Source organism: Micromonospora nigra, assembly GCF_900091585.1.
GTDB lineage: Bacteria > Actinomycetota > Actinomycetes > Mycobacteriales > Micromonosporaceae > Micromonospora > Micromonospora nigra.
Genome location: NZ_FMHT01000003.1, coordinates 3255043 through 3268471, shown reverse-complemented (window position 1 = coordinate 3268471; position 13429 = coordinate 3255043). Strand labels below are relative to the sequence as shown.

The window sequence follows — 13429 nt, the reverse complement described above, 5'->3', positions numbered from 1 at the left end:
CCGGGCAGGAGAGATCGCGCTAGGCTGACCGGGTGGATCGTGCCGAACTGTCCATCACCGTACACCGGACGGGTGACGAGGCCGTGCTTCGTCTCGCCGGTGAGATCGACATGCTCACGGCCGCCCAGTTGTCGACGGTTGTCAACGAGGTGCTGACCGAACCGCCGCCGCGGATCGTGCTCGACCTGGGCGGGGTCACGTTCTGCGACTCACAGGGCCTCGGCACCCTGGTGGTGCTCAGCCGCAAGGCCAGCCACGCACAGACCCTGCTGATCCTGACCAACGTGGGTGAGTTCCTGCTCCGCGTCCTGGACATCACGGGCCTCCGCTCCGCCCTGATGATCCGCAACGAGTCCCCCACCACCTGACCCACCCCTCCCCACACCCACCCCCGCCGCCCCCCACCCGGCGCAGTCGATCATGAAGTTGTCGCCGACGTTCCGGACTCCGGGCGGCCACAGTTTCATGATCAACCGGATGGGCGCATGGGCCGGGCGGGTGGAGGCGGGAGCGGGTGGAGTCAGGGGGTGGGGTGCCAGCGGGCGTTCTCCAGGAGGGCGACAGCGCGGGCGCGGGCGTCCGGGTCGTCACCGCGCAGCAGCCTCGTGACCTCGTCCACGGCCTCGGTGAGCGTCCGCCACTGGGTCTCGCGTTCCCGCAGCACGTCCGACTGCGCGGTCAACTGGCGGGTCTTCACCCACAGGTCCACGAACACCGACACCTTCGCCCGCAGCACCCACGGGTCGAACGGCTTGGTGAGATAGTCCACCGCACCGACCGCGTATCCGCGCAGGGCGAGCTGGGCGTCCCGGTCCGCGGCGGTGAGGAAGATGATCGGCACGTTCCGGGTACGCTCCCGGCGCTTGATGTGGCTCGCCGTCTCGAAACCGTCCATGTCCGGCATCTGCGCGTCCAGCAGGATGACCGCGAAGTCGTCCACCAGCAGTTGCTTGAGCGCCGCCTCACCGCTCTCCACCGCCACCGACTGCACCGGCAGACCCTGGAGGATCGCCTCCAGGGCCATCAGGTTCTCCCTGCGATCGTCCACCAGCAGCGCCTTGGCGACCTGGCTCACGAGCTCTCCTCCGTACGGCTGCCGCTGATCCAGGACGCCATGAGTTCGATCAGGTCGTCCAGGTCGACAGGCTTGGTGATGTAGTCGCTGCCGCCGGCCGCCAGTGCCGACTCCCGGTCGCCGGGCATGGCCTTGGCGGTCAGGAACACGATCGGCAGGTCCGCGAAGCGATGGTTTCGCCGGATCTGCCGGGTGGTCTCGTAACCGTCCTGGTCGGGCATCATCGCGTCCATCAGCACGATATCCACCTCCGGGTGCTCCGCGAGCAGACGGACGCCGTCGGCGCCGTTGTCGGCGTACAGCACCGTCATCCCGTGCAGCTCCAACGCGCTGGTCAGCGCGAAGACGTTACGCACGTCGTCGTCGACGATCAGCACCGTGGCTCCGTCGAGCTGCCGGGTCGCCGGTGCCTCCGCCGCCTGGGGCGGCAGCAGCTCCACCGGCGGCATGAGCAGCGACGACGGCAGGCCCGCGCGCTGTGGCGACGGTGGTGCCGGCGCGACCACCGCGTCGGGGGCCAGCACGGCCGGTACGTAGAGGGTGAAGGTGGAGCCCTGCCCGGGGGCCGAGGACACCACGATGTTGCCGCCGAGCAGCCGGGCCAGGTCCCGACTGATCGACAGGCCCAGCCCCGTGCCGCCGTACCGCCGGCTGGTGGTGCCGTCGGCCTGCTGGAACGCCTCGAAGATCAGGGACAGCTTGTCGTCGGAGATGCCGATCCCCGTGTCGATCACGGTGAACGCGATGACCTGCCGGGCGTTGGTCAGTGCCGGCACGTCGAAGGTGACGTTCTCCGCCGCCGGGGCGATGCGCAGCGTCACCGCCCCGTCGTCGGTGAACTTCACCGCGTTGGACAGCAGGTTGCGCAGGATCTGCTGGAGCCGCTGGGCGTCGGTGACCAGCGCCGGCGGCAGGTCCCGGCTGACCCGTACCTGGAAGTCCAGGCCCTTCTCCTCGGCCTGCGGGGCGAACGCCTGCTCCACGTACCCGCGGATGTCCTCGAACCGGACCTCCGTCGGCTCGACGTCCATCCGGCCTGCCTCGATCTTCGACAGGTCGAGGATGTCGTCGATCAGCGACAGCAGGTCGGAACCGGCGCTGTGGATGGTGCGGGCGAACTCGATCTGCTTCGGGGTGAGGTTGCGCTCCGAGTTCTCCACCAGCAGGCGCGCCAGCAGCAGCAGCGAGTTCAGCGGCGTACGCAGCTCGTGGCTCATGTTCGCCAGGAACTCCGACTTGTACGCCGAGGCACGGGTGAGCTGCTGCGCCTTCTCCTCCAGGCCGAGCCGGGCCAGCTCGATCTCCCGGTTCTTCGTCTCGATGTTGCCCTTCTGCTCCGAGAGCAGCTGCGCCTTGTCCTCCAGTTCGGCGTTGGTGCGCTGCAACTCCGCCGACTGCTCCTGCATCTCGTGCGCGAGCCGCTGGGACTGGGCGAGCAGTTCCTCCGTGCGCCGGTTGGCCTGGATGGTGTTCACGGCGACGCCGATGGTCAGCACCAGCCGCTCCAGGAACGCCAGGTGCAACTCGGAGAAGGTGATGACCCCGGCGAACTCGATCACACCGAGCAGTTCGCCCTCGAACAGCACGGGCAGCACCACCAGGTCGGCCGGCGGGGTCTCGGCCAGCCCGGAGCGCAGCCGCAGCCGGCCGTCGGGGGTGGCGCTGACCCGGATGGTCCGGCGGGACAGGGCCGCCTGGCCCACCAACCCCTCACCCGGCCCGAACGTCACGTCGTGGCCGCGCGCCACGTAGCCGTACGACGCCGTCAGCCGCAGCCGCATGCTGCCGTCGGAGCTGTCCGCCAGGAAGAACGCGCCGAGTTGCGCGTCGACCAGCGGGGTCACCTCCATCATGATCATCCGGCATACCTCGCCCAGGTCCCGCTGGCCCTGGAGCAGACCACCGATGCGGGCCAGGTTGGAGTCCAGCCAGCCCTGCTCGGCGTTCTTCTTCGTCGTCTCCCGCAGGGTGACGATCATCTGGTTGATGTTGTCCTTCAGCTCCGCGACCTCGCCCTGCGCCTCGACGGCGATGCGCTGGGTCAGGTCGCCCCGGGTCACCGAGGTCGACACCTGGGCGATGGCCCGCAGCTGCGTGGTGAGCGTGGAGGCGAGCTGGTTGACGTTCTCGGTGAGGTCACGCCAGGTGCCCGAGACGCCCTTGACCTGCGCCTGGCCGCCCAGCTTGCCCTCGATGCCGACCTCCCGGGCCACCCGGGTCACCTCGTCGGCGAACGACGAGAGCTGGTCGACCATCGTGTTGACCGTGTTCTTCAGCTCCAGGATCTCGCCCTGCGCGTCGACCGTGATCTTCTGCGACAGGTCGCCCTTCGCCACCGCCGTGGTCACCGACGCGATGTTGCGCACCTGCGACGTCAGGTTCGACCCCATCGAGTTCACGTTGTCCGTCAGGTCACGCCAGGTGCCCGAGACGCCCTTGACCTGCGCCTGACCACCCAGCTTGCCCTCGGTGCCGACCTCCCGGGCCACCCGCGTCACCTCGTCGGCGAACGACGAGAGCTGGTCGACCATCGTGTTCACCGTCGACTTCAACTCCAGGATCTCGCCCCGGGCGTCGACCGTGATCTTCTGCGACAGGTCGCCCTTCGCCACCGCCGTGGAGACCTGGGCGATGTTGCGCACCTGGGCGGTCAGGTTCGACGCCATCGAGTTCACGTTGTCCGTCAGGTCCCGCCAGGTGCCGGCGACGCCGCGCACCTGGGCCTGGCCACCCAGCTTGCCCTCCGTGCCCACCTCCCGGGCCACCCGCGTCACCTCGTCGGCGAACGACGAGAGCTGGTCGACCATCGTGTTCACCGTCGACTTCAACTCCAGGATCTCGCCCCGGGCGTCGACCGTGATCTTCTGCGACAGGTCGCCCTTCGCCACCGCCGTGGTCACCGACGCGATGTTGCGCACCTGCGACGTCAGGTTCGACGCCATCGAGTTCACGTTGTCCGTCAGGTCCCGCCACGTACCGCTGACGCCCTTGACCTGGGCCTGGCCGCCCAGCTTGCCCTCGGTGCCGACCTCCCGGGCCACCCGCGTCACCTCGTCGGCGAACGACGAGAGCTGGTCGACCATCGTGTTGACCGTGTTCTTCAGCTCCAGGATCTCGCCCTGCGCGTCGACCGTGATCTTCTGCGACAGGTCGCCCTTCGCCACCGCCGTGGAGACCTGGGAGATGTTCCGGACCTGGCTGGTCAGGTTGCCGGCCAGCTGGTTGACGTTCTCGGTGAGGTCGCGCCACGTGCCGGACACGCCGCGCACCTGGGCCTGGCCGCCCAGCTTGCCCTCGATGCCGACCTCCCGGGCCACCCGCGTCACCTCGTCGGCGAACGACGAGAGCTGGTCGACCATCGTGTTCACGGTGTCCTTCAGCTCCAGGATCTCGCCCTGGGCCGCCACGGTGATCTTCTGCGACAGGTCGCCCCGGGCCACCGCCGTGGACACCTGGGCGATGTTGCGCACCTGCGCCGTCAGGTTCGACGCCATCGAGTTGACGCTGTCGGTCAGGTCCTTCCAGGTGCCGGCGACGTTCGGCACCTCCGCCTGGCCGCCCAGCTTGCCCTCCGTGCCGACCTCCCGGGCCACCCGCGTCACCTGCTCGGCGAACAACCGCAGGGTGTCGGTCAGCGAGTTGAACGTGTGCGCCAGCTCGGCGACCTCACCCCGGGCGTTCACCGTGATCTTCTGCGACAGGTCGCCCTTCGCCACCGCCGTCGCCACCTGGGAGATCGACCGCACCTGCCCGGTGAGATTCGACGCCATGGTGTTCACCGAGTCGGTGAGGTCCTTCCAGGTGCCGGCCGCGCCCCGCACGTCGGCCTGACCGCCCAGCTTGCCCTCCGTGCCGACCTCCCGGGCCACCCGCGTCACCTCGTCGGCGAACGACGAGAGCTGGTCGACCATCGTGTTCACGGTGCGGCCGATCCGCAGGTACTCGCCGCGCAGCGGCCGGCCGTCCATCTCCAGCGCCATGTGCTGGGACAGGTCACCCTCGGCGACCGCGACGATGACCCGGGCGATCTCCGTGGTGGGCCGGCCCAGGTCGTCGATCAGCGAGTTGACCGCGCGCTGCCCCTCCGCCCACGACCCGTCCAACCCCTCCTCGTCGAGACGCTCGGTGAGCCGGCCGTCCCGCCCGACGATCCGGCTGATCCGGCGCAGGTCCAGGTGCTGCCGCTCCTGGAGCGACACCACGTCGTTGAAGGCGTCCACCACCTCCCCGGCCGCGCCGGAACGCCGACGCAACCGGACCTTGAGGTCGCCGCGGCGGACCCGCCGCAGTGCCTCCGCCAGCTCGGAGAGGACCGCCTCGTGGTCGGCGGCGGACGGGTCCGCGTGTGCCGACTGTTTCGCCGTGGTCATCATTCCTCGCTCATCTCGACGGTTCCCGGCCAGCGGCCGGCCACCCCATCATTGTGCCCGTGACCTGGTCGCGCCACGTCGCACCGCCGGGCGGGCCCGGAGCGTCTGATCGGTGATCGGCTTGGCAGCGGGCGGGTGGCGGTGGAGGATACGGGGGTGTCAGCGGAGACGGGGCCCGCGACGGACGGCAGCCCAGACGAGCGCGTCCGGCGGGTCCGCCTTCCCGCCGACCGGCGTACGCCCGCCGCCGCACGGGCCGTCGTGCGCAGCGTGCTCGCCGAGGCGCACCTCGACGATCTGCTCAACGAGGCGCTGCTGCTGACCACCGAGCTGTCCACCAACGCGGTCGAGCACGCCCGCACCGAACTGGACATCGAGGTCGTCGCCGACCGGGTGGGCCTCACCGTCACCGTCTCCGACTTCGCCTCCGGCCCCGTCGACGAGCTGACCGTCGGTGTGCGCAACAACACCGCCGACATCTCCCAGGTCACCGAGCGCGGGCGCGGCCTGCTGCTCGTCGACCACTTCGCCAGCCGCTGGGGCACCACCTACCTGCCCACCGGGAAGGGGGTCTGGTTCCGGCTCGACCTGTCCGGCCCCGGTGGCAACGGGTGGGACCACCGACCGCCAGCCGTGGCGGCGGCCACCGGAGCCGGCGGGGGTGAACCCGAAGCGCCGAGCGCCGGCGCCGTGACCGAGCTGCTCCAGACCGCCCCCGACCCGTACGCGGAGGACCCGCTGCCCGAGTTCGCGGCCAGCCTGCTCACCCGGCTCGCGGAGATGGTGGGAGCGGCCGGCGGCGTGGTACGGCTCGACCGCGGCGACGGACAGGGCAGCCAGGTCCTCGCCCGGTACGGTCGTCAGCCACGAACCGGCAACGAACTGGTGCGGGTGCCGTTGACCGTGCACCGCCCGTACGCCGGGGAGCTGGAGCTGGACGCGGCACCGACGGCGTACGCCCGGCCGCTGGCGGTGCTGGCCGCGGAGCGGCTGTCGCTGCACCTGGAGAACGACCGGCTGCGCCGCGCCGACCTGCGCCGGCAGTCCTGGCTGACCTTCCTCGCCGAGGCCAGCGAACTGCTCGCCCAGTCACTGGACGTCGAGCTGACGATGGCGCTGGTGCCACAGCTGGTGGTGCCCCGGCTCGGGCAGTGGTGCGCCGTGCACACCACCGACGAGTGGGGCCGGCTGAAACTCGCGGCGGCCAGCCATTCCGACGAGGCGGTGCTGCCGCAGTTGCACGCCGTGCTTCGCGAGACCGGGCCCGACTCGGTGCAGGCGCGGCTGCGGGAGGCGTCCCGCAACGGCACCCAGATGCCGCTGGGTGCGCCGATGGAGGGCTTCGCCGTTCCGTTGATCGCTCGGGGCCAGCGGCTGGGCACCCTGGCCGTGGGCCGGCACCTGCGGCACCGGCACGACCCGGACGAGGTCGCCGTGCTGGAGGACGTGGCCCGCCGGGCTGCCCTGGCCATCGAGAACGCCCGGATCCACGCCGAACGTCGCCGGGTGGCGCAGGCGTTGCAGCAGTCGCTGCTACCACCGGTGCTGCCCGTGGTGGAGGGCATCGGCCTCGCCGCCGAGTACGTCCCGACCGGCGGTGACGTCGACGTCGGCGGCGACTTCTACGACGTGGTGCCGCTGTCGGACGGCCGTTGGCTCGTGGTGATCGGCGACGTCTCCGGCAAGGGCGTGCAGGCGGCGGCGGTCACCGGCCTGGTGCGGGACGTGATCCGGGTGCTGGTCGGGGACGGCAAGCCGCTGCCCGAGGTGTTGGCGCGGCTCAACGGCACACTCGTCGAGCGGGGCAGCGGCCGGTACTGCACGCTGGCCCTGGCGGCGGTGGGCCCCGGCGACGGCGACCAGCTCGACGTGGAGCTGCACCTGGCCGGGCACGACCGGCCGGTGCTGCTGCGCTCCGGCGGCGGGGCGGCCACGTTCGTCGGCACCGGCGGCACCGCGCTGGGCCTGCTCGACTCGATCGCCACGCCGGCCACGGCGCTCCCGCTCGCCCCGGGCGACTGCCTGGTCTTCTACACCGACGGCGTGACCGAGCGGCGGCGGGGACGCGAGCTGTTCGGCACGGACCGGCTCCGCGACGCCGCCGCACCGCTGGCCGGCTATCCGGCGGACGTGGTGGCGGCCCGACTGCGCGCAATCGCGATCAACTTCTCCGTCGAGACGCCCCGCGACGACATCGCGATCCTGGTGCTGCGCAACGACATCGGCTGACGACCGCCTGTGCACCGCCACGCGGGCACGCACACCGCCGCGCGAGCAGGGCACACCGAACCCGCCGGCCTCGCGGGCAGCGCACACCGCCGCACGCGCAGTGCACCACTGCGCGGGCCGTCGTCACCGCGCCGCCTCGGCGGGGTCGCCGCCGGTCTCAGAGGCCGCCGGGAAGGCGGCCCGGTGCCAGGCGGCGGTGCGGGTCGAGGTCGTCACGGGCGGCGCGCATCCCGGCCACGCCGGCCAGCTCGCCCCACAGGTCGACGGCCCGGCGCACGGCCGGCGGCGCGGACACCACCACGCAGCGGCCCTGCCGGGCGAGCAGCACCGCGCGTACGGCGGCGAGGATCATCGCGACCCGTTCGGCGGGCATCGCCCCGGGCAGGGCGGCGTGCACCACGCCCAGCCCGGCGGAGCCGCGTACGGCCACCGGCGCACCGGACGCGTCGCACAACGCGTAGACGGCGGCGTGCAGGTCTTCGATCGGCACCTCCAGCCGCAGCGCGGTGTCGCCCGGCGCGAACGGGTAGTGCCGCCACCAGCGCGGCGCCGACCGGGTGACGGCCGTTTCGGCCCCGAACAGGGCACCCAGCCGGTTGGCGCGATCAGCCACATCGGACGGACCGCCTTCCAGGAGCACCGTGAGGGAGCCCGCGGCGGCCGTGGCCCGCCCCGTCACGGACGGGTGGCGGGACATCGCCTCGGCCCGGCCGCCCTGCCTCGGCCGGGGCCGCACGCCAGCCGGCAGATCGAGTTCGACCGCAGCCGGGTCCAGCCGGGCGCCGAGCACCGTGCGGACCAGTTCGCGCACCTCCATGGGGTTCTCCACCGGGCGGGACACCCACATCCGGCTCGCCGGGGCGGCCTGCACCCGCAGCGTCGCGGCGACCAGCACGCCCAGCGCACCCTGGGCGCCGCAGAGCAGGCGGGCCCGGTCGAGCCCGGCGGCACCGCCCCCGATCTCGACGAGGTCACCGTCGGCGGTGAGGTAGCGCAGGCCGGCGAGCTGCTCGCAGGCGCTGCCGTGGCGGAGCCGCAGTGGACCGGACTCACCGGCGGCGAGCACCCCGCCGACGGTGGCTCCGGGCGACGGAGCGTCCATCGCGAGCCGCCGGCCTGCGCGTTCCAGAGTGGCCTGGACCGCGCGCAACGGGGTTCCCGCGCCCACCTCGACGGTCTCGGCGGACGGTTGGTGGCCGATCCCGGCGAGGCGGCCGGTGTCGAGCACGATGTCCAGCCGGTCGGGGGTGGCACCCCAGTCGATCTTCGTGCCGGCTCCCCGGGGCACCACCGTCAGGTCGTGCGCGACGGCCAGCCGCAACACCTCGGCGGCGGCCCGTGGTTCGCCGGGCACGGCCACCCAGCGGGCCGGACATCCGGCCACCTCGTCGGCCGGGCCGGCGAGGCGGGCGAAGGACGGGCCACAGATCCCGGTCAACCGTCGGGTGATGTCGAGGGCGCCGGGCCGGTCGGTGTCACTCACTGCTGCCGCCATCCCGTCATCGTACATGTGTTCGAACAGTCCGGTGGTATGTCGCTCCGACGAGACCGCGCCGGGCGGGGCGCGGTGCCGGTAACGTGACGCCGTGACCACCGAGACCCCCCTCCCCGCCGCCAAGCGCGTACCCACCGAGCGCGTCCACCACGGCGACGTCGTCGTCGACGAGTACGCCTGGCTGGCCGCGAAGGACGACCCGGAGACGATCGCCTATCTGACCGCCGAGAACGCCTGGACGGAGGCGCGCACCGCCCACCTCGCCCAGCTGCGCGACGAGCTGTTCGAGGAGACCCGCCGGCGCACGCAGGAGTCCGACCGGTCGGTGCCCACCCGCAAGGGCGACCACTGGTACTACACCCGCACGGTCGAGGGGCAGCAGTACGGGGTGCACTGCCGCCGGGCGGTCCGCGACGGCGAGACCACGCCTCCGGTCAGCGTGGCCGGAGCGCCGCTCGACGGTGAGGAGGTGCTGCTCGACGGCAACCTGCTCGCCGAGGGGCACGACTTCCTCGCGCTGGGCGCGTTCGACGTCAGCCCCGACGGGCGCTGGCTGGCCTACTCCGTCGACAACTCCGGCGACGAACGGTTCACCCTGCGGGTCAAGGATCTCGTCACCGGCGAGCTGCTGCCCGACGAGGTGCCCGACACCTTCTACGGCACCGCCTGGTCCGCCGACGCGTCGGCGCTGTTCTATCTCACCGTCGACGAGACGTGGCGGCCCAACCGGGTGTGGCGGCACGTGATCGGCACCCCCGCCAGCGACGACACCGTGGTCTACCAGGAGGACGACGAACGCTTCTGGGTCTCCGTCGAGCTGACCCGCTCGGAACGCTTCATTTTGATCGACATCGCGAGCAAGACCACCAGCGAGGTCCACGTCATCCCCGCCGCCGACCCGACGGGCGAACCGGCCGTCGTCGCGCCGCGTCGGCAGGGTGTCGAATACTCGGTCGAGCACCACGGTGACCGGTTCCTGATCCTGCACAACGACGACGCGGAGGACTTCGCACTGGCGTACACCTCGGCGGACGCCCCCGGCGACTGGGTGCCCCTGATCGAACACTCGCCGGGCACCCGGCTGGAGTCGGTGGACGCCTTCTCCGACCACCTCGTGCTGACCGTCCGCAGCGAGGGCCTGACCGGGCTGCGGGTCCTGCCGGTCGGCGACGGCGACGGTCACGACATCGCCTTCCCCGAACCGCTCCACAGCGTCGCGCTGGACGTCAACCCCGAATACCGCACCAGCCGCGTCCGGCTGCGCTACACCTCCCTGGTCACCCCCGACTCGGTGTACGACTACGACCTGGTGACCCGCGAGATGGTGCTGCTGCGGCGCAAGCCGGTGCAGCCCGGTCCTGACGGTCGGCAGTTCGACCCGACCGACTACGAGCAGCAGCGCGACTGGGCGCTGGCCGACGACGGCACCCGGGTGCCGATCTCCGTCGTCCACCGTCGGGGGGTGCCCCGAGACGGGTCCGCGCCGTGCGTCATCTACGGCTACGGCTCGTACGAGGCCAGCATGGACCCGTGGTTCTCCGTCCCCCGGTTGTCCCTGCTGGACCGTGGGGTCGTCTTCGCCGTGGCGCACGTACGCGGCGGCGGTGAACTGGGGCGGCACTGGTACGACCAGGGCAAGATGCTGACCAAGAAGAACACCTTCACCGACTTCGTGGCCTGCGCGCGGCACCTGGTCAAGTCCGGGTGGACGGCATCGGAGCGCCTGGTCGCCCGGGGCGCCTCGGCGGGTGGTCTGCTGATGGGCGCGGTGGCCAACCTCGCGCCGGACGCGTTCGCCGGCATCGTCGCGCAGGTGCCGTTCGTGGACCCGCTGACCTCCATCCTCGACCCGTCGTTGCCGCTGACCGTCACCGAGTGGGAGGAGTGGGGCAACCCGCTGGAGGACCCGGAGGTGTACGCGTACATGCGCTCGTACGCGCCGTACGAGAACGTGGCCGCCCACGACTATCCGGCGATCCTCGCGGTGACCAGCCTGAACGACACCCGGGTGCTCTACCACGAGCCGGCGAAGTGGGTCGCCCGGTTGCGGGCGGTGGCGCCGCAGGGCGACTACCTGCTCAAGACCGAGATGGGGGCGGGGCACGGCGGCCCGAGCGGCCGCTACGACTCCTGGCGGGAGGAGGCGTTCGTCAACGCCTGGATCCTCGACCGGCTCGGTCGCGCCTGACCACCCCAACCACCCAGTTGGACGGGGTCGGAAGGTGGGCCGACCCCGACCGGCGGGCAGGCCCCGACCGGCGGGCAGGCCCCGACCGGCGGGCAGGCCCCGACCGGCGGGCAGGCCCCGACCGGCGGGCAGGCCCCGACCGGCGGGCAGGCCCCGACCGGCGGGCAGGCCCCGACCGGCGGGCAGGCCCTGACCTGCGCGCAGGCCGACGCCCGTCGCGGTGCCGACGACGGCGATCAGTCGGCGACGACGGGTCCGGTCGACGGCCCGCGGCGCCGCCCGGAGTTGATGACGCATGTGACGATCTCCCGCTGCCAGGCGCGTCGGGGCGGTCCGGCCCCGACGCGGGCCCGGCGTTCGGGCCTTTCGCATCAGAAAGCGCTCCCATGTTCGCCGACGTTACGTCGGCCGATGACATGCGACTTCTCCACGTGACGATCAGACTACGGAAGGTGTCAAGACGTCGGGGGTCGTCGGCCGGGGCGACGACCGCGGAATCAGCCGGTCCGCGACAACCGGCGGCCGGCCCGGTTCAGTGGCGGCGGAGAGCCACCACGGCGACGTCGTCCTGGATCTCGTCCGGAGCCAGCTCCACCAGCAGCCGCTGGCAGAACCGGTCCAGGTCCGGCTCGACGTGCTCGGCGCACCGCGCCAGGGCCCCCAGCCCGTCGTCGATGGTGGCGTCCCGGCGTTCGATCAGCCCGTCGGTGTAGAAGACCATGGTGGCGCCGGCCGGCAGCACGAACTCCAGGTCGGGGGGTCGGGGCGCGCGGACGCCGAGCAGCGGGGCCGAGTGGTGCACGTACTCGACCTTCCCGTCCATCGTGATCAACGGTGGCAGGTGGCCGGCGCTGGCCAGCCGCACCCGACCCGTGCCCGGCTCCATCAGCAGCACGCAGATCGTGGCCAGTTCGTTCGGCAGCAGCGTCCGCATCAGCTCGTTGACCCGGTGCAGGATCTCACCCGGCTGGTGCCCCTCCACCGCGTACGCCCGCACGGCGTGGCGCAGTTCGGCCATCACGGTGGCGGCGTGCAGCGAGTGCCCGGCCACGTCGCCGACGGCCAGCAGCAGGTGACCGTCGAGCATCACCAGCTCGTAGAAGTCGCCGCCCACCTCCGTGCGGGCGCTCGCCGGCTCGTAGCGCACGGCGAAGTCGAGGCCGGCGACCTCCGGTAGACGGCGCGGCAGCAGGCTGCGCTGGAGCGTGACGGCGATGCGGTGTTCCTCGTCGAAGGACCGTTGCGCCTCCACCGCCGACGCGACCGCCTGCGCCAACTGCACCAACACCGGTGTCCGGGCGATCTGCGTGCCGGTGGGCACCACCACGTACAGGGGCGCGCGGTCGTCCCGAAGCCGGGCGGCGGCCACGGTGACCGTGTCCCCGGACGGCCAGTCCACCAGCGCCCAGGCCTCCGACGGGTCGACGCGCACGGTCGCCCCGACCGGCACGGCCGTGTCGTCCACCACCCAGGTCACCAGGCCGGCCTCGGCATCCGGCCCGGAACACACCCCGGCCAGGCAGTCCCCGTCGAAGGTCTCGGCGACCACCGCCGCGGGAGCCTTGAAGATCTGCGCGGCACCGTGTGCCGCCGCCGCCAGCAGCCGGGTGAAGTTCGGTGCCGCGTGCACCGCCACGGTGGTGTCGGCCAGCCCGGTCAGCCGCTCGGCGAGCAGTTCGGCCCGCTTCCGGGCCTGGTAGTAGCGCAGCACGGCGTGTGCGGTGGCGACCAGTTCGTCGGGCTCGATCGGTTCGGCCAGGTAGGCGTCCGCACCCCGGGTGAGGCCCTGCGTCCGGTCGTTCGGGTCCACGGCGTGCGCCGACACGTGGATCACCGGCAGCGCCGGGTGCGCGGTCTTGATCCGTTCGCAGACCTCGAAGCCGCTGAGGTCCGGCAGCCGAACGTCCAGCACCACCAGGTCGATCTTGTCCACCCCGACCCGGGCCAGCGCCTCGCCGCCGGTCTCCGCCTCGAGAACCGTGAAGCCGGCCCGACTCAGCCAGCTGACCAGCAGGTAACGCTTGGTTCGACTGTCGTCGACCACCAGGACGGTCGTCGCGCCGCTGTCCACG

At 72.1% G+C, this 13429-nt stretch carries 7 protein-coding genes; 3 read left to right on the top strand and 4 right to left on the bottom strand.

Annotated elements, in window-relative coordinates:
• Nucleotides 1-32 precede the first annotated feature (32 nt).
• Nucleotides 33-368: an STAS domain-containing protein gene (locus tag GA0070616_RS13955; RefSeq protein ID WP_091081868.1), complete on the top strand. Its 336-nt coding sequence runs from the start codon at nucleotides 33-35 to the stop codon at nucleotides 366-368.
• Between the two features lie 152 nt (nucleotides 369-520).
• Here GA0070616_RS13955 and GA0070616_RS13950 read toward each other — a convergent pair whose 3' ends face one another.
• Nucleotides 521-1075, bottom strand: a complete 555-nt coding sequence (locus GA0070616_RS13950; protein ID WP_091081865.1) for a response regulator — start codon at nucleotides 1073-1075, stop codon at nucleotides 521-523.
• Nucleotides 1072-5445, bottom strand: a complete 4374-nt coding sequence (locus GA0070616_RS13945) for a HAMP domain-containing protein (RefSeq protein ID WP_091090721.1) — start codon at nucleotides 5443-5445, stop codon at nucleotides 1072-1074. Before GA0070616_RS13945 ends, GA0070616_RS13950 begins: the two co-directional genes overlap by 4 nt.
• A gap of 156 nt (nucleotides 5446-5601) precedes the next feature.
• Between GA0070616_RS13945 and GA0070616_RS13940 the strand changes: the two genes are divergently transcribed.
• Nucleotides 5602-7674 carry a SpoIIE family protein phosphatase gene (locus GA0070616_RS13940; protein WP_091081862.1) on the top strand — a complete coding sequence of 691 codons (2073 nt, stop codon included), beginning with the start codon at nucleotides 5602-5604 and terminating at the stop codon, nucleotides 7672-7674.
• Between the two features lie 157 nt (nucleotides 7675-7831).
• Here GA0070616_RS13940 and GA0070616_RS13935 read toward each other — a convergent pair whose 3' ends face one another.
• Nucleotides 7832-9169: an FAD-binding oxidoreductase gene (locus GA0070616_RS13935; RefSeq protein ID WP_091090718.1), complete on the bottom strand. Its 1338-nt coding sequence runs from the start codon at nucleotides 9167-9169 to the stop codon at nucleotides 7832-7834.
• Nucleotides 9170-9260: 91 nt separating this feature from the next.
• Between GA0070616_RS13935 and GA0070616_RS13930 the strand changes: the two genes are divergently transcribed.
• Nucleotides 9261-11357, top strand: coding sequence for a S9 family peptidase (locus tag GA0070616_RS13930; RefSeq protein ID WP_091081860.1), 2097 nt, complete (start codon nucleotides 9261-9263; stop codon nucleotides 11355-11357).
• Nucleotides 11358-11889: 532 nt separating this feature from the next.
• On the opposite strand, the gene GA0070616_RS13920 is transcribed toward GA0070616_RS13930, so the two are convergent.
• Nucleotides 11890-13428, bottom strand: coding sequence for a SpoIIE family protein phosphatase (locus GA0070616_RS13920; RefSeq protein ID WP_091081857.1), 1539 nt, complete (start codon nucleotides 13426-13428; stop codon nucleotides 11890-11892).
• Between the last annotated feature and the right edge of the window lies 1 nt (nucleotide 13429).

What these genes read in the sequence shown, in the direction of transcription:
- GA0070616_RS13935 (WP_091090718.1), bottom strand. Translation starts at nt 9,169, where the DNA reads ATGGCGGCAGCAGTGAGTGACACCGACCGGCCCGGCGCCCTCGACATC.
- GA0070616_RS13945 (WP_091090721.1), bottom strand. Translation starts at nt 5,445, where the DNA reads ATGACCACGGCGAAACAGTCGGCACACGCGGACCCGTCCGCCGCCGAC.